A 21313-nucleotide genomic window follows, 5' to 3' on the forward strand; every position below is an offset into this window, starting at 1 on the left:
AAACCAGTGGCAATAAAAGTTAAATTTTACGGAACTCGCGGTTCGACGCCAAAAGCTGGGGATGATTTCGCAACTTTTGGAGGCGACACCTCTACGGTAGTCCTTTTTGGAGCGGGAGTTCCAGTAATTTTGGATTTAGGAACAGGACTCAGCAATTTTGCACAGGAGTTAGATCCACTTAGTAGCTTCGGCGCCTACGTCCTATTGAGTCACTTTCATTTTGATCACATTCAAGGGCTTGGCTTTTTTGTTCCGTTGGATCAACCCGGAGCATGGCTCGAAGTGCACGGTCCCAATCTCGAATTCGATCCTCTCCGTGCCCTTTTTACTCCACCGTATTTCCCAGTCTCTCCCTATGACGATTTCGCCGGAGAGCTGAGATTTGTAGGCCATGAGCCAGGTTCGTTCTGGCTAGAGGGGTCTTTTGCTCGGATAACTTGTGGAGTGATTGCGCACTCTAATTTGGCGTTTGGCTTTCGAATCGAGATGGGTTCGCACTCGATCGCTTACCTACCAGATCATCAGCAGCCCTATGGCGCCCAAGGCGTCGATAAAGTTGCCTTGGCCTTGGCCGACGATGTAGATCTTTTGATCCATGATGCGCAATACTCTCAGGATGAGTTTGAATCCAAGTCCACTTGGGGGCATTCCACCTTTGAATTTGCGATAGATTTCGCCAGGTCGGCCAATGTAAAGCGCTTAGCGATGTTTCACCACGATCCATCACACAACGATGAATATCTACGCGAGGTTCAGCAGCGCTATGGATTTGTCAACGGAAGTGGGAGCTTGAAAGAGGTCTTTGTCGCAAAGCAAGGTAAAGTGGTGGAGTTCGACTGACCAAGATCTAGAGGCCGAGCCACTAATATCGATCTTGAAGTTCGGGCTTTGCGTGTCGAAATAAGAGGTTCAATTAAAATGTCTCAGATAAATCCATCATCGACGATTGCTGACGTTATTGTCATCGAGCCAATCGCATTCGGCGATGACAGAGGTAAATTCACTGAAACTTACCGTCGATCTTGGTTTCCAATTGGGCGTGAAATGGTGCAAGGCTCGAGGTCGGATAAGATAGCCGACAGTCTTGTAGGTCTTCACTACCATTTGCACCAAGCTGATTACTGGTACGTTGTCACTGGCAGAGCCAAGGTGGTGCTGCACGACCTTAGAGTTGGATCACCGACCAATGGTGCTACATTGAATATCGAACTAGGGGAGGAGAACCCAGTTGGGCTCTATATCCCCCCTGGCGTAGCTCACGGATTTGCAGCAATCTCCGATATGGTCTTAACCTATCTAGTCGATAGTTATTACAACCCATCTGATGAGCTTGGCGTGGCCTATGATGATCCTGAGATTGCCGCAGATTGGGGCGTCTCTGAACCCGTGGTCTCGGAGCGTGATCGTAAAAATCCCTTAAGAGCAGCGATTCCTGAACATTTGCGACCCAGAGTTACTCTTAGGACCTAAGAAATAGTTTAATTCTGGAATTTAACGCTCAGAGTGGTGTTTTTCTACTGGTGTTGTGCTAATTTATATTTACTATGGTTAACGTAACCCGAACAATTCAAGAAGCAGGCCCATGGCTGTTTGTTCCGCCTACCGACGTCGACATCACCCACAAAAGATGGCGTCGGAGACGTTCGTTGATATGGTTGGGAATACTGGTTCCAGTTGCTCTTCTTAGCCTTGCTAGACTTGGCACCTATTTGTGGTTCGATAATCTGATTTCGTTCCCGTCGATACATATTGGCTCTTCGCCTTATCTGATCCCAGCGCTTTTGATAATTGTGCTTATCTTGGTAATGCTTCTGCCGACTTTGGCGCTTGGACGATCGCCTCACGTTCGGTTTGATCCTAGCGATATTAGCGTTGACTTTGGATCCGTCAAAGGCCTAGCTCCTGAGGTTGCGGAAATCAAAAAGACGCTTGAGCTCTTTATGTATCGGGATCGTTTTGGAAGCGAGATGGGTGGACAGGCTAGAAGGGGAGTCCTCTTCGAAGGCCCTCCGGGGACCGGAAAGACCATGATGGCAAAGGCTATGGCCAAAGAGGCCGGGGTGCCGTTTTTGTACGCATCTGCATCCTCATTTCAAGCAATGTATTATGGTCAGACGAACCGAAAGATTAGAGCCTACTTTAAGTCGTTGCGAACCTTGGCAACTCGCTATGGGGGCGCTATCGGCTTTATAGACGAGTTTGATGCAATTGGTGCTGCGCGCAGGGGATTGGGTTCCGGAAGTACCGAGGGAGTGACTGGCGTTGTCTCCGAACTTCTGGTTCAGATGCAGAGTTTCGAGATCCCAAGTCGTTTTGCTCGGTGGAGAGCAAGTATTGGTCGTGGCATACCTTTGTTGGCCCGGCGAAGCCCAAAGGCTACATATGTGCCTAACGTCTTGATGGTTGCCGCAACCAATAGGGCCTCTGATCTGGATCCAGCATTGGTTCGACCAGGTCGTTTTGACCGCATCATTAGTTTTGGACTCCCTTCTCGTTCTGAAAGAATGGAGTTGATTGACTTCTTTCTGACCAGTCGATCTCATGATTATGATTTGGATGTCGAGCTCAATCGCGAGCGAATTGCTGCTAAGACTTCGGGCTATTCTCCTGCGATGCTCGAGCGCCTCTTTGACGAAGCACTTGTGGTTGCAACTAGATATGGCATTTCTGTGATGCGCTACTCTCATATTGAAGAAGCTCTTCTCACCGTCTCGATTGGCATAGCTAGGGTCGAACCGTATCCAACTTCTCAAAGGGTTGCCATCGCCACCCATGAAGCTGGCCATGCCATTATGACCTGGGCATGTGGAAAGAATCGCACAGTTGAGATGGTTTCAATTCTAAAGAGAGGCCCAGCGCTTGGTGCGACCCTTCATGATGGAATAGAGGAGTCATTTGTTGAGACTAGAAGTGAACTTCATGCGATGATGAAGATATCTTTTGGTGGGATGGTCGCCGAGGAGGTACTGCTCGGCGAGTCTAGTTCTGGAGCTTCTGGAGATTTGATAAATGCAACTCAGATCGGTGCGAGATGCGTCGGCACATATGGAATGGAGGGCCTCTTTCTTTCGTTAGCGTCCACTGGGCGTCCCAACGACGACGTAGCTAATGTCGTCAACGATGCTAAGGCACGTGATCTGCTCGAGGACCTATTGGAGAAGATGTATGCCGAGACAGTTGCGATAATCAAAGTCCACAGGGACCTTGTCTCGAAAGTGGCAGACGAATTACTTTTGCATGAGGAGTTGACGAAAGAGCAGCTTTATGAGCTTTTGCCTCAAGGGGATGCTGAGGTGCTTGACCTGAGGGAAAGTTGAAGGAAGCCCCTGCAACTTGAAGATACTCCGTAAGATATTTGGTCAGTCCTACTAGAGTATTGTTTGTATACTCCCCTATTTGGGTCATGGACTAATTGACTGGAGTTGGAGTGAAACTACTACTACTACTCCTGATTGTTTTCGGAGTTGGCGGATTTTTGATGTCGTGGCTTGCGACGGCTTACTCGCGCGAAAGGCGATCAATCGCTCGTCACAATCAGGCTATGGGCGTTATGCATAAGATTTCTGGTGATGCACCTGGTGTCGCTGGGGTTATACCGGTCGAGGCGAATCCTCATATTAGAGTAGTAAAGCCCGGTGGTAACCATGAGGGTGATGATCTTGTAGTTAAAGCATCCAGTGACGCGGTACCCCCGCAAAATTTGCCTGCTGATTCCATAGAGAAAGTTCCTGATCCACCTTCACTCCCAGCTGCGAAGTCGGTTGGTTTTAGTGATGGTATCTCAGGAGACGAACCTAGCGTTTCGAGGCGCCTAGTTTCTGCTTCTAACAATTTCAAGAAAGAGCCGAATTTAGATGAGTTCAATCTCGATTCAACGGGTGAGTTCGCTCCTCGATTTGGCGCTCCACTTGTTTTTGATGAGACTGCTTCACTAGATCCATCTCTGTCTAACAAAAGCCTTGGTCGTTCACCCCGCTTTGGTTGGAATAGGCCACGAGGTTTGGGGAGGGGTTCTGCAACTCCAGTTTTAGCAGCGAGTTCGGTAGCTCTGGTTTTGATAGTTATTATAGGTTTTTTCGCCTTCTCTAAGTCCCCGGCGACAGTCAAGTCGAATATAGTCACAACCACCGTTCCGCCAGTACCTAAAAACAAGACCACAGCTTCAACCACCACCACGGTTCCGTCTTTTCTCGCGCCATCAAGCTCGAATTATTTGGGGGCCAGCTATCCAGCACCGACAGGTAGCTATAGCGTTGTTGTCTCAGTAACATCTGGTGCGTGCTGGGTTGCCCAGAGCACTGCGGCGGGCGCTGTGATATCTTGGGAAGCTGTCTTGCAGGCTGGCCAGATTCGAACTATCTCAACAACCGGTCCTTTGTGGATCCGAGTGGGAAATTCCACAGTAGCTACGCTGTCGATAAATGGGGTACCGCTTCACTTTACATCGAAGCCTGGACCCTACAATTTCACATTTGTGCCAAGTCAAGGGTCGCAGATCTAAACTTTGTAGTAGCCCCTAGTGCTCACTTCGATTCGGTGGATAAGTTATTTTGCGTGTTTTGGCCAGTCGATAACCTGTCCAATTACAAGGTTATCCAAAAGGTCAAGTCCTTGAGTTTGCCGGAGTAGCCCAATTGGAATGCCTATCCAGTGGCCGATTCGCGCCTTTCTTTGCTTTGGGATCCTAAAATCTTTATTGCCTCAATGGCGCTATGGCTATGAATTGTACCAAGAGGAACTTTATTGGTATCTATTTGGGTTTAATTCACAGTCGATTTGGGATCTCTCTTGAGGTGGCTTTGGATGGCGAGCTTTCTCTATTGAACAAATGGACAATTGTGCCTAGTTGACTTTGTTATTTAGCTCTTCGATATCGTCGAAGAGGCATCCCAAGACAAATGCGTAGATTCGAGATTCCATCTCCCACTCGTTGAAACGCCCGGAAGTGCCAAAATGTCCCGCTGAGGTCTCTGTCCATAAAATCACCTTTGGATTGGTGGTTATTTCTCTTATCTTTGCGACCCATTTTGATGGTTCAACGTAGGAGACTCTTGGGTCTGTCAACCCAGAGGTGACTAAAAGCGGAGGATATTCGACTCCAGCTGCGACGTTATCATATGGAGAGTACGAGAGCATCTCTTTGTAAATTGTGTAGTCATCTAATGGATTTCCCCACTCTTCCCATTCGGGTATTGTAAGGGGTAGGCTTGGATTTGAAATAGTGGTGAGACAATCTACGAAGGGAACTTCTGCGATCACTCCTCCAAAGAGTGATGGATCTTGGTTTAGAGCCGCTCCTACCAGCATCCCGCCAGCACTGCCGCCCATGATCATAATCTTGCCTGGTTGGGTCCAACCCAGGTCTACTAGGCCTCGCGCGACATCGACGAAGTCGTTGAAAGTGTTATGCTTTTTAACGAGTTTTCCATCCAGGTACCATTGACGCCCTAACTCTCCGCCTCCTCTGATGTGGGCGATTGCAAAGATGGCTCCACGAGAACAGAGCGATAACCTAAGAGTTGAAAACCTCGGGTCGATGGAATGTTCATACGAGCCATACCCATAGAGAACGACCGGATTGTTGCCATCCTGTGAGATATCGCGGGGATATATCAAAGATACGCCAACTTCGACGCCATCTCGGGCTCGTATTCTTATTACTGCCGAAGAATAGTCGCTCGGATCAAAGCCTCCGAGGACCTTAGTTTGCTTGAGGAGTTTGATCTCTTTGGACTTTAGGTCTATTTCGAAAGTCGATCGTGGTGTCGTCATCGAGGTATAGCTATAACGCAGCGAGTTGGCGTCCATCTCGGGATTTGCACTCAACTCTAGCGTCGAAGCTTCGTCTTGAACTGGGATCTCAAATGAACTTTGATCCAAAAGATCCACAATTCTAATTCTGGCGAACCCATCTCGTCGTTCTTCGATTGCGAGATGATGGTCGAAGATCTCGATTGCTTCGATCTTTATATTGGGTTCAATGGGCAGTAGATCGCTCCAGTTTTCCAGTGACATCTGGCCTCTTGGACAGATTGAGATATGGAAGTTATCGTTTTTTAGATTTGAGAGGATGTAAATCTGATCGCCTATTGGCTCCACTGAGTACTCCAGGCCGTTAGTGCGCCTCTGGAATAGCTCTAGTTGTGCCTGTGGATCGCTCAGATCTAGGAAGTACGCCTCAGAAGATGTTGTTGAACTTGAGTCAACGATGAGAGTCTTGTTGTCTTTGGAGCGGCCTATTGAAACTCCGAACGACTGGTCATCATCTTTGTATAGTTCCATAGAACCCTGCTCTATATTGTTCAGATCAATGACGTTGACTTTGTATGGCCTAGTCGCGTCGTCGCTTTCGACCCAGAAGAGTCGTTTTGCTTGGATATCGAATTCCAAACCGTATGTGGCATTCTGAGTTGGAATGTGGATCGTCTTGCCCGTTGATAGATCCTTGATGTAGATCTCATAGTTTTCTGCTCCAGTGGTATCTATTCCATAGGCGATTAGGTTTTCGTCGTCAGAGAGGGCCGTTGATCCTAGCGAAAAAAATTCATGACCTTGGGCAAGTTCGTTCTCGTTGAGCACAACTTCTACATCTTGTTCTACGATTGTGGGTTCACCGTAACCTCTGTCTTTGTATCGAAAGTGAATCTCATACTGCGACTCTTTATCAGTGGCGCCGTAATACCAGAAATGTTTTCTTCGCTGAGGTACACCGTGATCTTCAAGCTCAATTCTCTCTAGAAATTCGGAGTAAACCTTCTCTCGCAGAGGTTCAAGATTTGACAGAACTGTGCGCGCGAAGGCATTTTCCTCGTCAATAAAGGTGCGTACAGAGGGATTTTCACTCTCGTTCATCCAGAAGTAGTTGTCGATACGGGGCTCACCAAGGCCCAGCAGGATGGATGGATTCTTGGGTGGTAGTTTAGGCGGGGTTAGTGATTTGAAGATCTTTGAAACTGCTGACACAGTTATGACCTTATAGGCGCTTTGATTTGTTTATACCGATTGCACTAAATTTATATTACGCTGGATTCGCAGGTGCCATTTCTAAGTGCTGGCCTTTTTTGGTTTCGGCGAGATCCTAGATAGAAATTTACCTTCGGCGATAGAGATTTCAGAAGGACGACTGCTTTAGCTGAAGCTAGTTTAGATATTTGAAATATTTTCTCCTATCTGTATAGGAGAAATTACTTAGATGGGCTAGTCTTAAAGTAATTCTTGAATGCGTTTGGTTTTCTTTTTTATTATTTTCAAGTGAGGTCCAATGAGTACTGTCGATCTAGATCTTGGTAAGTACAAGCTCGGTTGGTCCGACCGGGAAGACTATGTCTTCAAGCCAAAGAAGGGTATCAACTCTGAGATCGTCAAAGAGATGTCTTGGATGAAGAATGAGCCCGATTGGATGAAGGCCTTTCGGATGCGATCTTTGGCTAACTTCGAGCGCAAGCCGATGTTACAATGGTTTGCAGTAAATATGCCTGATATTGATTTCGATGATATCTATTACTACATAAAGCCAATCGAAAAGCAGGTATCTTCCTGGGATCAGTTACCAGAATCGGTCAAGGCAACTTACGAGAAGCTCGGGATACCAGAGGCAGAGCGAAAGTACTTAGCTGGAGTTACGGCTCAATATGAGTCTGAGGTCGTCTACCACCGAAACCGTGAGGACCTAGAAGAGATGGGTGTCATCTTTTGCGACATGGATACTGCAGTTAGGGAACATTCCGATCTTGTCCGACAGTATTTTGGCACAGTGATCCCACCAAATGACAATAAATTTGCTGCATTAAACTCAGCCGTCTGGTCTGGGGGCTCGTTTATCTATGTGCCTCCTGGCGTAGAGGTGGATATGCCACTTCAGGCATATTTCCGTATAAATGCTGAGAACATGGGGCAGTTCGAGAGAACCTTGATCATTGCAGACGAAGGTTCAAAGGTCCACTACATCGAAGGTTGCTCTGCGCCTGTTTATACTACGGATTCGCTTCACTCGGCTGTGGTCGAGTTAATCGCTAAGCCGGGAGCGCGGATCACCTATACAACGATTCAGAACTGGTCTTCGAACGTCTACAACTTGGTAACCAAGAGGGCAATTGCCGAGACGGAAGCACGCGTTGAATGGATCGATGGCAACATTGGTTCCAAGTTGACGATGAAGTATCCCGCGGTCTATCTTATGGGGCCTAAAGCACAAGGTGAGGTTCTGTCTGTCGCTTATGCAGGAGAGGGTCAGCACCAAGACGCAGGAGCCAAGATGGTTCATGCGGCTCCAGAGACTACATCTACCATCATCTCCAAGTCAATTTCAAAGGACGGTGGAAAGACCACCTATCGAGGATTGGTGCACGTAGATGAGGGAGCTAAGGGGTCTAAGAGCTTTGTTCGTTGTGACGCGCTTCTTTTGGATGATATCTCCGTCTCTGAAACTAAGCCATATATGGAAGTACAGGAGCAGAACGCGCAAATTGGCCACGAAGCGACAGTTTCTAAGATCGGTGACGATCAATTGTTTTACCTCATGAGTCGTGGCTTGAGCGAGTCTGCGGCTATGAGCTTGATTGTAAATGGCTTTATCGAACCAGTCACCAAGACGTTGCCAATGGAGTATGCCGTTGAATGGAGTCGTCTGATTGAATTGCAAATGGATGGTTCTATAGGCTAGTTCTGAAGTCTTATTGATCCTTTGAAGTGCCATCTCACGATGATTTCCTGTATATGAAAATGGGCCCGACGTTATAATCGGGTCCATTTTTATATTTGCATCTTGCCGACTTGGACCCTAGGAGCTCGTGGTGGAGATCTTATTTGGGCACCGAGTGAAAGATATTGCTCAGCCCCGAATCGTCGCCCAGAAGGCTTTGGACAGGGATTGAAAAGGGAACTGTCTGATTCGCCACCTTGAGACCTTTGGGGTAATTTGTCGGTCTGAATTACATTGAATAGTTGGAGTAGCCTTCTTATCGTGCGATTCGTAAAAGGATCAAAATTGCCTATAGCGAGTTTGGTGCCTTGCACTAATGGTCCTTGGGTAGTGGCCTGAATCAGGGGCGTGGGTTTGGCAACTACCATAGCTGTTTTATGCTAGCTACTTGAAAGCTTCAAGGATGGAACTGCCAAATTCATAGGCTGATTCTGCGTGCAAGGACGTATCCATTCCTTCGTTCTCTTGCTCTTGAGAAATTCTTAGGCCCATTGTCTTGTCGATAGTTTTTGCGATCAGCCATGTCATCGAAAACGAATAAAGCCCGCATGCCAGGACTGCTATCAACTGATGCAGGAGGAGCAATGCGCTGCCTCCGTAGAGTATGCCGTTGATTCCAGAGACGGCTGAGGTGCCAACAACTCCGATAAGTAACGTTCCGACTATTCCACCTACAAGGTGGACCCCGCCTACATCAAGTGCATCATCCACGCCGGCTTTGAACTTCAAAGTGATCGCATAGGCACAAACCAATCCGGCAATAAGTCCGATTGCGCTGGCACCGTAGATGTCAACAAAGCCACACGATGGAGTGATAGCTACGAGCCCTGCTACTGCACCCGAGACCGCGCCTAAGGTAGTAGACTTTCCTCCGCGAAGTCGCTCAAATACCAACCAACTCAACATTCCACATGCGCCTGCAGTATTGGTATTTATAAAGGCGTGGGCAGCTAATGTGTTGGCGGCTAGTGCCGAGCCAGCGTTGAATCCGAACCAACCGAACCATAGGATGCCACCACCCAAGAGGGCCAATGGCACGCTATGTGGAGCCATCGGTTTGTGTGGCCACCCTCGTCGTTTTCCTATAACAATTGCTAGAGCTACACCAGCGGCTCCTGAATTAATTTCAACGACATTTCCACCGGCGAAATCTTCTACTTTGAGCTTAAATAGCCAACCGTTGGGGGAAAATACCCAGTGCGCCACAGGCGCATAGACAAGGATTGACCAAAGAATTATAAAGACCACGAACGGTCCAAACGCCAGACGATCTGCAGAGGATCCAGTTATGATCGCCGGAGTTATGATTGCGAAAGACATTTGAAAAATGACAAAGACCAATGGAGGTATATGTTGAGTCAGCGGGCCAGAGTAACCCGGTACGGCTTGTGTTATGTGACCCAGCCCAAAGAAATGGAGAGTTCCAATCACTCCAAATCCGCCTAGGTCCACACCAAATGCCAATGAATAGGTTACAAAGACCCAAAGAACGCTAACTATGCCCATTACGACAAAGTTTTGCATGAGCATGGCTAGAACGTTTTTAGATCGAACCATGCCGCCGTAAAAGAATGCAAGGCCTGGAGTCATAAAGATGACCAATGCTCCAGCGATTAGGACCCATGCGGTATCTCCCGAATTGAAATTCATATCTCTCCCCTGATCGGCGACTGGTGATTTTCCGAGCGAAGGCGGCGCTTGCGCTTAGGATAACTCCCGATTCGTGTCACAATAAATGGGAAATGTTTCTAACAGAATTCCAGAATGTTTCCAAAATGTTTCGTCTTGTTTTTTTGAGATGAATTGGCTTTAGACAGTGTCGCTGGTGGAAAATTTAAAGGTATAAAAATAGACAATGCTTGTGTGGCTCCTGGCCTTAATGAGACAGGAGAGCGGGGCGAATCTCAGATTTCATATAGACCGACTTGCCTGGTCGTTGTCTAAATTGCATCAATGCCGCGTTCGCCGGTTCGAACGCGTATTAGTTCGTCTAGGTCTATCACCCAAACCTTGCCGTCACCGATCTTTTCAGTTCGGGCTGCGGTCACAACGAGTTCCATAACTTCATCGAGGGCTTCATCGGCCACGACTATCTCCACTTTGAGCTTTGGGACAAATCTTGTCTGGTACTCTGCTCCTCGGTACACCTCGGTATGTCCGGCTTGACGGCCATACCCCTGGACTTCGGAGACGGTCATGCCTTTAATGTCTATCTTTGATAGTGCGTTTGCGACGTCCTCAAGTTTGAACGGCTTTATAATGGCGACGATCAATTTCATATCGATTGTAAACCTTTGATTTAGGACCATATTGGTGCGAGATGTCGGAGTCAATGTTAGTGTTTTCTTCGGGTGTCGATTCCTTAAAGTTCAGTTGGGCCGGTACCTACTTTTTGTAGGTGCCAAGCAAAAAGCTTGGGTAAGAACCAAGAGTATGAGCGCCTTCGTGGCGCCTTGTTGTTTGGATCTCTACTGGAGGTGCTACATATTTACGCGTATCCATGTTGCTATTGCTTGATGGTCATTGTGTTAGCTAGCTTTATCAATTAGAGCAAACTCAAGAGAGCGTCGATTTGACCGAAATCTTACCTTTTCACTCCAGGACGGGATCTGCTTGCTTATCTGAACCGTAGCTTACATGGTGGTAATTCCCGCGTAACTTTTTTAGAACACGAGCCAAAAACGGAGGGCTCCCATGCATCGATTTCGGTAACCGTGGGTTCAGATGGCAGAAAAGCCAATCAGATTTAGTTATCATGCTTTTTGATGCGCAGTGATTTCTATTTTTGGAAAATCGATTGAGATCTAGATTGGAAAATCTTAAGCCAGCGGGTGGAAGTTCTGTATGGATATGGCGCCTTGGGTGCCAAATGCTTTTGGTTTCAAAAGGTGGCGCTATGGGCGCTTCGAAGGTGGTAGATGACATGTAATTTCAACTACGAGCACCTTTAGTTCAAATACCAGTTTCAGCGTTATTTATCTTGGACACCCCGGTCCAGGTAAAGTTTGAGTTACCTAGCCCGGGGCTTTTGTTCCAAATATCTCTAATGGTATTTTCGAAGATCTAGCTGATCGAAATCCTAGGAGTTACTTTTATATTGTTTTCCTCGTGGCCAGAGAATTACTGAACCAACTATTGCCAATAGTGCTGCCAGGTACCAATAGACCAGGGTTCCCATGGTTTGCCCGTGTGGGTTGAGGGTACGACTACTTGTGAAGCTGATTTTGGCACAGTAGTTGCCGGATTGGCCGTCGAAGGTGCTGTCACCGGTACCAGTGTTGTCGGAGGCGTCGTGGTCGAGGAAGAAAAGCTAGGCACAGTCACCGGCGTTGTAGTTGGCGGAGCCGTCGTGGTCGTGGTCGAAAGGCTAGGCGCGGTTACCGGCGTTGTAGTTGGCGGAGCCGTCGTGGTCGTGGTCGAAAGGCTAGGCGCGGTTACCGGCGTTGTAGTTGGCGGAGCCGTCGTGGTCGTGGTCGAAAGGCTAGGCGCGGTTACCGGCGTTGTAGTTGGCGGAGCCGTCGTGGTCGTGGTGGTAGCGGGCGAGGAGACCGTTACCGTGTCACTCCATTGTACTGGATTGGCGTCTTCTGATTCCGCTGTGGCGGTGTTGGTAAAGCTTCCAGTCGCGTTTGCTTTTACTCCTACGGTTATGGGTGGAAGTGTCGTGCCCGGGGCAATCGGCGATGCCGGGGTGTATGAACAGCTGAATGAGTTTTGCGGATGATTAATTTGACAATTCCAATTTGGCGTTGCTCCGCTAGGGCCGCTAACGGTGTCGAGGCTAAATTGTGATGGTACGGGGTCAGTTACAGTTATTGTTTTCGATTCGGATCTGTTTTGAATATTTCCAATTTGAGTCGGCAAACCGACAGTTACGGTAAAGTTGAAGTTGCTATCTATCGTCGTGCTTCCGCCGGTGGTAGTGAAGCTTGAGGTACTAGCTATTCCGCCAACGCTATCAGTCTTTTTGATGGAAAGTGTTGGTCCTCCAAAATAGTAGATTGGGTTACCGTTGGCGTAAAGCGCAAAGTCGTCGGCTCCTTCACTTACTCCTGTTGGAGTTTTGTACCAAGTTGGAGTGAGGGTTTTTACGCTAGATGTCCCTGTTACTGAACTTGACAATGCGTTTATGTTGAAATAGCCAAAACTCACATTGGAATATGGGACCCCATTTACGTTGCCAGAGGCAATCCATAGATTGCCTGAATGTGGATCATAAGTCATTGATTCAATTTCGTTGTTAGGACTACCTCCTATCTGATAGTCGTACCCAGTTATGCTTCCGGTGGTTGCAATTGGGATATAACCGACTTGTTTGTTGAATTCACGCACGAACCATAGCTCGGAACTACTTCCGTTGGTGGTGACCCCTTGAAAGTCTCCGAATCCTCCTCCGTTTGAGGGTACGCTATAGACGACATTTGGGGTATTTGGGTTTGATGCAGTGTTATTTGCAGGGGAAAGAGTGCTGAGTAAATAGGAATAGATGTGGTGCGATGCGCCGCCGATATAGGCGTATTTACCGTAGATGCCCATCGCTGACCCAATTGTTTCGGTGGGGTCCAAAATAAATGCAGTAGCAGCCAGAGAGGTGGTTGTCGTGCTGTTTGCATTCTTGATTTCCCATAGAACGTTATAATAAGTGCGCGTAGTGGCAGGGTTCAGAACTAGGGAAGGTTGCGTTAGATAGACGTTGGTTCCATCTGTTGCAATCGAATATGAGGACTGGCCACTTAGGGCTTTGCCCGTTGAACTATTTACTACGCAATTTAATTTCGGAGTGGTGTATTGAAGTGATCCAGCGCTAGTAAAAGTTAATCCGCTTAGTGAGAGCTCAACGACTGTGCAATTGCTTGATCCTTGGTTTATGAAATATAGACGATCAGAACTTCCAGCAACAGGTACTACTACGCCATCGTAGAGTTGATCGGCGGTATGGATATAGCCTATTGCAGAATCCGAGATACCGGAGAATTCAATTAAATACCCACTCGTTGTTGATACCCAGTAGTTGCCATCGGAGGTTTTGAGGGTTTGCTCAAAGTGAGTGCTAGAAGATACAACTTGACTTGTGATGAGATTCGAAAGGTTGAAGGCAATAGGCGTGTATTTCGTGTTCGATGCGGGATCTGCGGAGGCTGTATTTGTGCTGGAGAAAACGGTAGCTAGGCTCGCGGCACCTATCATCGTAAGTGACGAGCCTAGCAAGGCGGCTTTTCTTAGAGAAGTTTTCACAGGGTTTCTACTATTCTTTTCGATTAGGGCGGTCACGATCTCATCTCTGTTGACCGACTGATGATCAATTTTCTTTTATCCGTAGCTTCGGGTCTTTTTGGCTCGGGTGCTCAAGATCTTTAACGTTGGAAGATTTGTTACTTTTTGATGATCGAATCTAAGACCTGCCCACATGGCTGTTGATCTCTGGAAGCTCCATTGATGTATATTCCGGAATAATTCCTTGATGTGTGCGATTCGGCTAGACATTTCTATCCCTGGCGGCGGGTTCGATGGTGTGTCTTTTGTTACGTCGGGCGATGTGTCCTCGAAGCAGCTCATTTCTTTTTGACTCGAAGGTGCAAATTGTCTTTGAAGATTTAGGTCAGGTTTATCTTCAATATCTCTTTTTTCGGCGGATTTTGAGCCTGGGTTAAACATATCAGTAAATATTTTGAAATTTCAATCATTCCAATGTTAGCAATCCTTTGACATTGTCAATTACACCTCGGCGTCATTACTAAAGTTCATTGGTAATACTTTTGTGTGGGTTTTAGCCATACTGGGCGATACGAGAAGTGGATTCTGGTGAGTTTTGATTGGATAAATATCTTTTTGCATCGATCCGCCGTGATCTAGCTCGTAAAAAGGTCTTAGTTGGATAATCTTAGTCATAAATGGCAAATTTAGAATTATTAAAGATTACGTAAGCTAGCTGTAGTCAATGTATGATTTATCTTTTAAATAATTTTTCAGGTTCTGCTGATTCTAGAAAATATAAATTGTCGTTAAATTTTCTGTCTAAATCAATGAATTTCTGACTAAGTTGAACCATTTAGCAACCTTAAAGATTATTTTTTCAAGTATCTGACATTGTCGTAGAGCACATTAGCCATCGTGACTTGGACCTATTGAAGGGAGATCCCTATTGAAGGCAGAATCACATGTAGGTCTCTATGTCAATATTTTCGTAGACGTTTATAGCAATCGGGGAGATTGATGGCAAGATTACTCCAGTTTTGCTAGAAATATGATTTAAGATTGGCTATTTTGTTTCAAAACCATCTCCGGTTAGGTTGGTGTTTACTTCGCGTTGAGACCATAGGTGGCGTTCGATGGATCTATTAGATTTTTATCGAGTTAGCTTATCGTAGAGGCCTATCTGGCCAATACGGGAAGTTGATTAGTTGTCTACCAAGTACTTATTTGTTACTTTATGATTTTTGTTACTTTATGAATTTTTTCAAAAGGAATGCTTTGGTTGTTTAATACAAATCATTATTGCTTTTCACTTAGGTAAAGTGGGTTGTTGATAAAAGTGTACTGAGGCTTTCCCGCGGCTTTTTGGACATGGCAATCAAAGGCGCGTTCGTCCATGGCATTGTTGGGAACCATGTATAAAACATGAAACCTAAGGAAGCTTTGCTTGGCTCTCCTAGTCATTATGTGGTTCGAGGAAAAGAGAAAGCTAGGGCTAAGGGTGGCTTGGTTTGGGCTGTGGCATCATGGGTGGATAGGGCTTCAATTGCGCTCCAAGGCCGGAGTGAGTTCGTTATTCGGGCGATCTTAGCTGGCTGGTTGGCATCAAAGAGGCTCGGCACTTAGGTCTTTGACTTTCTCGCGAGCTCTTTGACGATAATTGCCTTCTCCTTGGAATTTTCCAGTTCTCCTGGGGAGCACCTCGATGGTACTGCGGGTATCGGTCATGGTTGGTTGTGCTTGTGAATTTCAGGGATCGGTTGTCTTTGTGTGGGCATCCATCTCGATAAATTGACCTTGGTGGATAACTTAATCTTTTTGCTCGTTCGAGATAGGCATGGATAAGTAGGGGTCATAATTGGTTAGAAGCACAACATTGTCTTTTGTTGCGATTTCTCTACCTGATGCGCTATTTCGATCGTTTGAGAGGTTTCGCCAGATGAGTCTCCAACAGATAATGATGCTCTGTTGAATAACGTTCTATCAGCTAATTCCAAGATGGTCAAGGTGGCCATTAAATAATGGTCTTGGTTCGCAGGTCTTGTGATCATGAATCCTGGGTGAATCCCTGGTTAAATCTTTAAGCTCCGATGATCTATCAAAAGCGCAAACGAGAGCAATAGTTCAAGGTAGCTTCTTTTTTGAGAGTGGTCGAATTAGGCTCGGTGGCTAGTTTTGGCGGCGCCGTCGAAAGATGTCTCCATGATGTTAAATGGAGATATTCTCTTTGGCGTTGTGAAAGGTTTGCTTGCTGATTGGCAATGGCCTATCTCTATTTCGTCATTACTGGCACACGCCAGACCAGATGTTATTTTTTTGCGTGCTCTAAAAATTGGCTACTCCAACCCAAAACAGAGCGATCTTGCGATAACTTTTTCTAAAGCTGGGTTAGTCGATATCAAATAAGACGATTCTTGAGCAAGTGGCTCATCGGGGTAAAGGGTTAACTAGATTTTTACGATTTCGTGCCATTTGTCCGCCAAGGTATGATCGCCGATTAGCTCTAGATTCTCGTAGGCGAATCGATTCCATAGCCACCCATAAAGCGCGCTTGCGGTACCGCGTAGCGCAAGATCACACTTTTGGTGCAATTGCTTTGCTTCTATGGTCGTAGTGCCAAAGAGGAAGACCCATTCGGTATCTGAGACATCATTTGCATGGATATGGATGGAAAATGGCTCGGAACTCCCTTCGTACTTGGCATTTAATCGGCCCAGAAATACATTAACAAATTCCGCGATTCCGTCACTGGCAAATTTTGGATTGAAATATTTATTGACATCTTGGACTAAATTCAATGCGAGTGCAATGTCGAGAGAGTGTACCGCTACTTCGTGGGCCGTACGACGCTTTAACCAAGCGCTATTTTGATTTGATCCCGTCCAATTCCAGGCAGGTGTTTGATCGCTCGTGGTTTTCAACGTTGCAATAAGACGATTCGAAGTCTCGGTGTATTGCTCAAGATGGTCGATGGTTCCCGTCGCACTTTCGCCAGCTTTGGGTTCTTCGGTCTTTCCAATGCGATTTATTGCCCTCTCTAAGACTAACGAAAGGTGTTCGAGTAGGTCGCTTACACGCCACGACCCAAGGTGAGCCAAGGCCAAGTCGAGATTGGAGGGGGCCTGTTCGCTAATCTGGGCAGCGTATTTCTCTAATTCATCTATCAATTCAGATGTTTCTATTGCCATTTCGATCCTTAGTATGAGTCAGAAGGTGTTCCGCGGGTAGAAATTGATAAAAAACAATGGAAAGGTCCTTCCAAACGAGCACCTTCGCCAGTTGACTGAATTCCTAGAAGAAGCTCCGATGAAGATGAATGCATTGTCTTTTAATTTATCTATTTTATGAGCTGCTCTAGTCTTATCGTAGCTTTAATATTTATAATATCTAGGAGTGAGTAGATTGTGATGGCGAATTTTACGATCCGCTACCGAATGAGACCGGGGGGTCGCCGCTCAAAGGTGAATCGATCGATCCCAGGTTGTTTTGGGCGGTGTTTGGGCCCTGATTGGCGATTGGAAGTTCTACTCCAATGGTAATGCCTTTTCCAATTCCGCCAGAGGTTATCCAAACCTTTCCATTGTGCGATTCGGTAATCGATTGAACGAGGGAAAGACCTAGTCCTGCTCCACCTTGGGATCGCGTTCGAGATGGGTCAGCTCGGTAGAAACGCTCAAATACGTGGTCAAGTTGCTCTTTTGAGAGACCTGGTCCCCAATCCCTCACTGATAGCTGACAGATTGGAGCCCCCTGTTCATCTGCTGTCACCCCTAGGGTAATTTCAGCCTGGGTATTTTCTGTCGTATGTGTTCTTAGGTTCGACATAATGTTCGAGACGACTTGGGTGAGCCTTGGCTGGTCTCCGATTACATGTATATCCGGCGCGATAGATGCATTAAGTGGTCTGTTGGGCTCCACTACGTGGGCATCGGCCACTACAGCTGCGACTATTTGAGAAAAGTTTACGTCGAGTTTTTGCAGGGCTCGAGCTTGGTCCAACCGAGCAAGAAGTAAAAGGTCTTCGACCAATCCCGCCATCCTAACCGATTCAGTTGTGATACGTTCGGCGGCGGAGTATATATCTTCGGGTTTAGAGATCAAGCCGGTTTCGATTAGCTCTGCATAACCTCTGATTGAGGTAAGCGGCGTCCGTAATTCGTGAGATGCATCAGCAACGAATCGCTTTAGACGCCCTTCGGAGGCTTCGCGTTTTTCAATCTCGGCTTGAATCGTTCCCAACATGTAATTAAGGGCGTCCGCCAGTTTTTCAACTTCTGCATCTCGTGATTCTGCTTCGATTCGTCGCGAGAAATCGCCCTTTGAGATTTGATCAGCAGTCTCGGTCATTCGATCAAGAGGTGCCAGACCAATCCCAATTAGATAGAATCCAAGTGCGATCAGAATTACCAGTAAGGTCAGCGACACGAGCGTTGTGACTATGGCTAGACGTGATAGGGTCGCATGTAGACCAGTCTCTGGAATAGCTAAGATGACTGTAACATTTCCAACTGAGGTAGTAATGGCTAACGCGCGATATTGAATTTGGCTACCGTTGGAAGCTGTAACGGTCGTTGGGTGATTCACTTTAATTGCCTGTGAGCCGCTTAGTTGGATCTTGGGTGGCGAACCTTGGAGAGTTCCGGGTTGAACGAATGCAACGCTAAAAACTATTCTACCGCCCGAAGCTATTTCTCCCCAAGACCCATCGGGTACCATGGCTGGTATAGAACCGTTGCCAGGTCTTCCCTGAAATGATTCGAAAAGTGCTTGCGCCGTGGATCCAATTGTAGTTTGGAGCTGCTGGTCTAATTTTTGGTAGAGAAAAGATTGCAAGGCTGTATACGTTGCGAGATCAGCTATCCCAAGTCCAAAGGCCACCAGTAGTGCCACTGTTATTAGAAGCTTAGCTTTTAGTGTTGATTTCGGTTTTTTATTTCGAGCGTCTGCTTGGCTTTGTTGAGTTGCTTCAATTCTTCGCCTTAGGATTTCCTTTACTGCAACCAATCCAATGTCTTTCATCTCGAAATTGGCACTTCATTTTGGTTGAATGAAGTGCCTAAATTTTGTATTTGGATCTCTCATTGAGCGTCATAGCTATTGGGCATTCGCATTGAGTATCCAGCTCCTCGAACGGTTCGAATGAGCGAAGGTTCGCTATCTGAGTCGATCTTTCTTCGCAGATAGGAGATGTAGGTCTCCACGATGTTAGCGTCCCCACCGAAGTCGTAATGCCAGACGTGATCGAGGATCTGTGATTTAGATACGACCCGTCGGGCATTTTCCATCAGATATTGAAGTAGATTGAACTCGGTTGAGGTGAGCTCGACCTGTTGTCCTTTTCTAAATACTTCATGCGTTTCTAGATCGAGGATGAGATCCGCGAAGACCAACCTCGTCGAAATCTCATTATCTTTCTTAGTGCGTCTGATGATTGCATCGACTCGGGCAGCTAGTTCTTCAAGCGAAAATGGCTTTGTTACGTAGTCATCGCCGCCGATTTTGAGGCCTGAGACCTTGTCCTCAGTCGTATCTTTGGCTGTTAGAAAGATTATCGGCGTATCGATCTTTTCCATTCGCAAGCGTCTTGCCACTTCGAAGCCGTCTAACTCTGGCATCATTACGTCAAGCAAAATAATATCTGGAGAGAATGAGCGAACTTTTTCAAGTCCCTCTCTGGCACCCGATGCCTTTTCTACTTTGTATCCTTGGAAACCAAGGGCTAGTGAGACCAGATCGGTTATGGAGCTTTCGTCATCGATAACTAGAACTCTAGGGGCTGTGGTTGGTTCGCTCAATTTTGGCTCTCTGCTCGTTGAAACCTTGGGAATGAGATTCGTCACTTTGATCCTATCGGCTTTTTATTGTGCGTCATGACGACTAGGCGGTCGGGGCTGCTGCCAAGGTCACCGTCGCAGAATTGGTGCCTTGTGCGTTGACCCATTTGACAGTCAGAGATTGCCCAGGCTTGTGTGAATGTATCGCTGTGACAAGGCTCGATGCACTGGTAATGGCCTTCGAATTGACGTTGGTGATTACGGATCCTGGGGTAATTCCAGCTTGATTTGCTGGTGCTCCTGCTGTGACCTGGTCGACTAGAGCGCCATTTAGGGATGTTGGTAGACCGAGTTGGCTAGCGATGGAAGGAGTCAGTGTTTCCACAGCTACACCGAGGTATGCCGTTTGTCCAGTGACAGGGGTAGTTGTAGTAAATGTGTTCGGGTGAGCTTCGATCTTGGCGACGATTGGAAGTACAGAGTCTATTGATTCGGCAAATCCTAGATTTTGAGCAGGTTCGGTACCGGTTCCTGTCAAGATTTCGGTATTCATTCCAATTACTTGCCCGGATGCATTTACCAACGGTCCGCCTGAGTTGCCAGGATTGATCGGTGCATCGGTTTGGATGAGACCGCTAAGGGTGCTAGTTGACGACTGTAGCGTTCGATTAAGGCCAGAGACGATTCCCTGGGTCACAGTCGGCATTCCTTGAAGTGCCAGTGCATTACCAATAGCGACAACGCTGTCTCCAACTTGAAGGGCTGATGACTTTCCAAATGTTACAGTAGGCAGATTGGATGCGCCTTGAATTTGAAGTACAGCTACATCGTGGGCCGTATCTCGGCCTATGACGGTAGCGTTGTATGATTTGGATTGACCAAGTAAAGTCACGCGAATTGTACTTGCATTCGCGACAACGTGTGCATTTGTTAGCACCTTACCATTGGGTGTCATTATCATTCCTGTACCGGCAGCCGAGAAGCTGCTAGAGCCTCCGAAGAAGCCATTGGATTGAACGCCGGTGGTAGAGATGTCCACTATCGCAGGTTCAACCTTCGCGAGGATAGCTTGGATACTCATCGCTCCATTGGCCGACGTAATTGCGGCAGCAGCCTGAGCTGTTGTGGTTGCATTTGTTTGGACTGCAGAGGGAACGGTTGTGCTTGTGGTGGTGGAGCTAGCTAGCTTGTAGCCGCCATATCCACCAACTGCGCTGACCACTAGGGCTGTTAGTGCGACGCCAGCAAAGAGGCGACCATTTCCTCTTCTTCGCCTTTGCGTTCTCTGTTTTTGCGCTATGGGTGCTGCAGTGTAGAGGTTTTGCCCATTGAAGCTGGTACCTGCTGACGTATCTGTCGGTTCGTTTAGATATCCCGGGTTTGTGAACTTCGGTGCCTGCTCCTGGGAAGGTTGATCGCCTTGGGATTCAAATGAGGTTGTTGGCTCAAAATCTTCGAAACTCTGGCTCGTAATGATTGCTTCTTCTGAAGTTGGTTTTGGTCCACTTTCTGCCAGTGAGCTGAGCGCTTCGTCGAATGGATCAATATCGGAACTCTTGTCGTTTGGGGTGTCACCTTGGGGGGTAAAGTTTTCTTCCATTGCGTATCCCTCGTTTTTGTCTCGTCTTGTCATCGTTTGGGTTTT

Annotated in this window: 14 protein-coding genes; 6 read left to right on the forward strand and 8 right to left on the reverse strand. The window is 47.0% G+C overall.

Features of this window, described 5'->3' with window-relative positions; genetic code table 11:
* Window positions 1-6: 6 nt before the first annotated feature.
* The 4 genes from ACIDITHRIX25_RS000000102565 to ACIDITHRIX25_RS000000102580 all read left to right on the forward strand — a co-directional run bounded on the left by ACIDITHRIX25_RS000000102565 (window position 7) and on the right by ACIDITHRIX25_RS000000102580 (window position 4501).
* On the forward strand, window positions 7-840 hold the full coding sequence (locus tag ACIDITHRIX25_RS000000102565; protein ID WP_201732112.1) for an MBL fold metallo-hydrolase: 834 nt from the start codon (window positions 7-9) through the stop codon (window positions 838-840).
* Window positions 841-918: 78 nt separating this feature from the next.
* On the forward strand, window positions 919-1470 hold the full coding sequence (locus ACIDITHRIX25_RS000000102570; RefSeq protein ID WP_082058538.1) for a dTDP-4-dehydrorhamnose 3,5-epimerase family protein: 552 nt from the start codon (window positions 919-921) through the stop codon (window positions 1468-1470).
* A 74-nt stretch (window positions 1471-1544) separates the two neighbouring features.
* Window positions 1545-3317 carry an AAA family ATPase gene (locus ACIDITHRIX25_RS000000102575; RefSeq protein WP_082058537.1) on the forward strand — a complete coding sequence of 591 codons (1773 nt, stop codon included), beginning with the start codon at window positions 1545-1547 and terminating at the stop codon, window positions 3315-3317.
* Between the two features lie 110 nt (window positions 3318-3427).
* Window positions 3428-4501 (forward strand): DUF4115 domain-containing protein, encoded by a 1074-nt coding sequence (locus ACIDITHRIX25_RS000000102580; RefSeq protein WP_201732113.1) that lies wholly within the window; start codon window positions 3428-3430, stop codon window positions 4499-4501.
* A 341-nt stretch (window positions 4502-4842) separates the two neighbouring features.
* Here ACIDITHRIX25_RS000000102580 and ACIDITHRIX25_RS000000102585 read toward each other — a convergent pair whose 3' ends face one another.
* Complete coding sequence (locus ACIDITHRIX25_RS000000102585) at window positions 4843-6963, reverse strand: S9 family peptidase (RefSeq protein ID WP_052605082.1); 2121 nt, start codon at window positions 6961-6963, stop codon at window positions 4843-4845.
* 298 nt (window positions 6964-7261) lie between these two features.
* On the opposite strand from ACIDITHRIX25_RS000000102585, the gene sufB reads away from it, so the two are divergent.
* Window positions 7262-8662 (forward strand): Fe-S cluster assembly protein SufB, encoded by a 1401-nt coding sequence (gene sufB / locus ACIDITHRIX25_RS000000102590; protein ID WP_201732114.1) that lies wholly within the window; start codon window positions 7262-7264, stop codon window positions 8660-8662.
* Between the two features lie 423 nt (window positions 8663-9085).
* On the opposite strand, the gene ACIDITHRIX25_RS000000102595 is transcribed toward sufB, so the two are convergent.
* The 3 genes from ACIDITHRIX25_RS000000102595 to ACIDITHRIX25_RS000000102605 all read right to left on the reverse strand — a co-directional run bounded on the left by ACIDITHRIX25_RS000000102595 (window position 9086) and on the right by ACIDITHRIX25_RS000000102605 (window position 13936).
* The gene (locus ACIDITHRIX25_RS000000102595) at window positions 9086-10351 is read right to left on the reverse strand and encodes an ammonium transporter (RefSeq protein WP_201732115.1); all 1266 of its coding nucleotides are present in this window, start codon (window positions 10349-10351) and stop codon (window positions 9086-9088) included.
* Window positions 10352-10641: 290 nt separating this feature from the next.
* A complete protein-coding gene (locus ACIDITHRIX25_RS000000102600; RefSeq protein ID WP_052605104.1) occupies window positions 10642-10980 on the reverse strand; it encodes a P-II family nitrogen regulator in 339 nt (112 codons plus the stop codon).
* An 853-nt stretch (window positions 10981-11833) separates the two neighbouring features.
* Window positions 11834-13936: a hypothetical protein gene (locus ACIDITHRIX25_RS000000102605; protein WP_201732116.1), complete on the reverse strand. Its 2103-nt coding sequence runs from the start codon at window positions 13934-13936 to the stop codon at window positions 11834-11836.
* 2160 nt (window positions 13937-16096) lie between these two features.
* Between ACIDITHRIX25_RS000000102605 and ACIDITHRIX25_RS000000102610 the strand changes: the two genes are divergently transcribed.
* Window positions 16097-16300 (forward strand): hypothetical protein, encoded by a 204-nt coding sequence (locus ACIDITHRIX25_RS000000102610; RefSeq protein WP_052605075.1) that lies wholly within the window; start codon window positions 16097-16099, stop codon window positions 16298-16300.
* Between the two features lie 41 nt (window positions 16301-16341).
* Here ACIDITHRIX25_RS000000102610 and ACIDITHRIX25_RS000000102615 read toward each other — a convergent pair whose 3' ends face one another.
* The 4 genes from ACIDITHRIX25_RS000000102615 to ACIDITHRIX25_RS000000102630 form a co-directional block, all read right to left on the reverse strand.
* Window positions 16342-17082, reverse strand: a complete 741-nt coding sequence (locus ACIDITHRIX25_RS000000102615) for a maleylpyruvate isomerase N-terminal domain-containing protein (RefSeq protein WP_201732117.1) — start codon at window positions 17080-17082, stop codon at window positions 16342-16344.
* A gap of 229 nt (window positions 17083-17311) precedes the next feature.
* Window positions 17312-18913 (reverse strand): sensor histidine kinase, encoded by a 1602-nt coding sequence (locus tag ACIDITHRIX25_RS000000102620; RefSeq protein ID WP_201732118.1) that lies wholly within the window; start codon window positions 18911-18913, stop codon window positions 17312-17314.
* Window positions 18914-18972: 59 nt separating this feature from the next.
* Complete coding sequence (locus ACIDITHRIX25_RS000000102625; RefSeq protein ID WP_052605103.1) at window positions 18973-19689, reverse strand: response regulator transcription factor; 717 nt, start codon at window positions 19687-19689, stop codon at window positions 18973-18975.
* Window positions 19690-19771: 82 nt separating this feature from the next.
* Window positions 19772-21268 (reverse strand): S1C family serine protease, encoded by a 1497-nt coding sequence (locus ACIDITHRIX25_RS000000102630; RefSeq protein WP_160291752.1) that lies wholly within the window; start codon window positions 21266-21268, stop codon window positions 19772-19774.
* Between the last annotated feature and the right edge of the window lie 45 nt (window positions 21269-21313).

The sequence above is a fragment of the Acidithrix sp. C25 genome, from assembly GCF_904848545.2.

What these genes read in the sequence shown, in the direction of transcription:
- ACIDITHRIX25_RS000000102620 (WP_201732118.1), bottom strand. Translation starts at nt 18,913, where the DNA reads ATGAAAGACATTGGATTGGTTGCAGTAAAGGAAATCCTAAGGCGAAGA.
- sufB (WP_201732114.1), top strand. Translation starts at nt 7,262, where the DNA reads ATGAGTACTGTCGATCTAGATCTTGGTAAGTACAAGCTCGGTTGGTCC.
- ACIDITHRIX25_RS000000102630 (WP_160291752.1), bottom strand. Translation starts at nt 21,268, where the DNA reads ATGGAAGAAAACTTTACCCCCCAAGGTGACACCCCAAACGACAAGAGT.
- ACIDITHRIX25_RS000000102600 (WP_052605104.1), bottom strand. Translation starts at nt 10,980, where the DNA reads ATGAAATTGATCGTCGCCATTATAAAGCCGTTCAAACTTGAGGACGTC.
- ACIDITHRIX25_RS000000102610 (WP_052605075.1), top strand. Translation starts at nt 16,097, where the DNA reads ATGATGTTAAATGGAGATATTCTCTTTGGCGTTGTGAAAGGTTTGCTT.
- ACIDITHRIX25_RS000000102615 (WP_201732117.1), bottom strand. Translation starts at nt 17,082, where the DNA reads ATGGCAATAGAAACATCTGAATTGATAGATGAATTAGAGAAATACGCT.
- ACIDITHRIX25_RS000000102575 (WP_082058537.1), top strand. Translation starts at nt 1,545, where the DNA reads ATGGTTAACGTAACCCGAACAATTCAAGAAGCAGGCCCATGGCTGTTT.
- ACIDITHRIX25_RS000000102595 (WP_201732115.1), bottom strand. Translation starts at nt 10,351, where the DNA reads ATGAATTTCAATTCGGGAGATACCGCATGGGTCCTAATCGCTGGAGCA.
- ACIDITHRIX25_RS000000102570 (WP_082058538.1), top strand. Translation starts at nt 919, where the DNA reads ATGTCTCAGATAAATCCATCATCGACGATTGCTGACGTTATTGTCATC.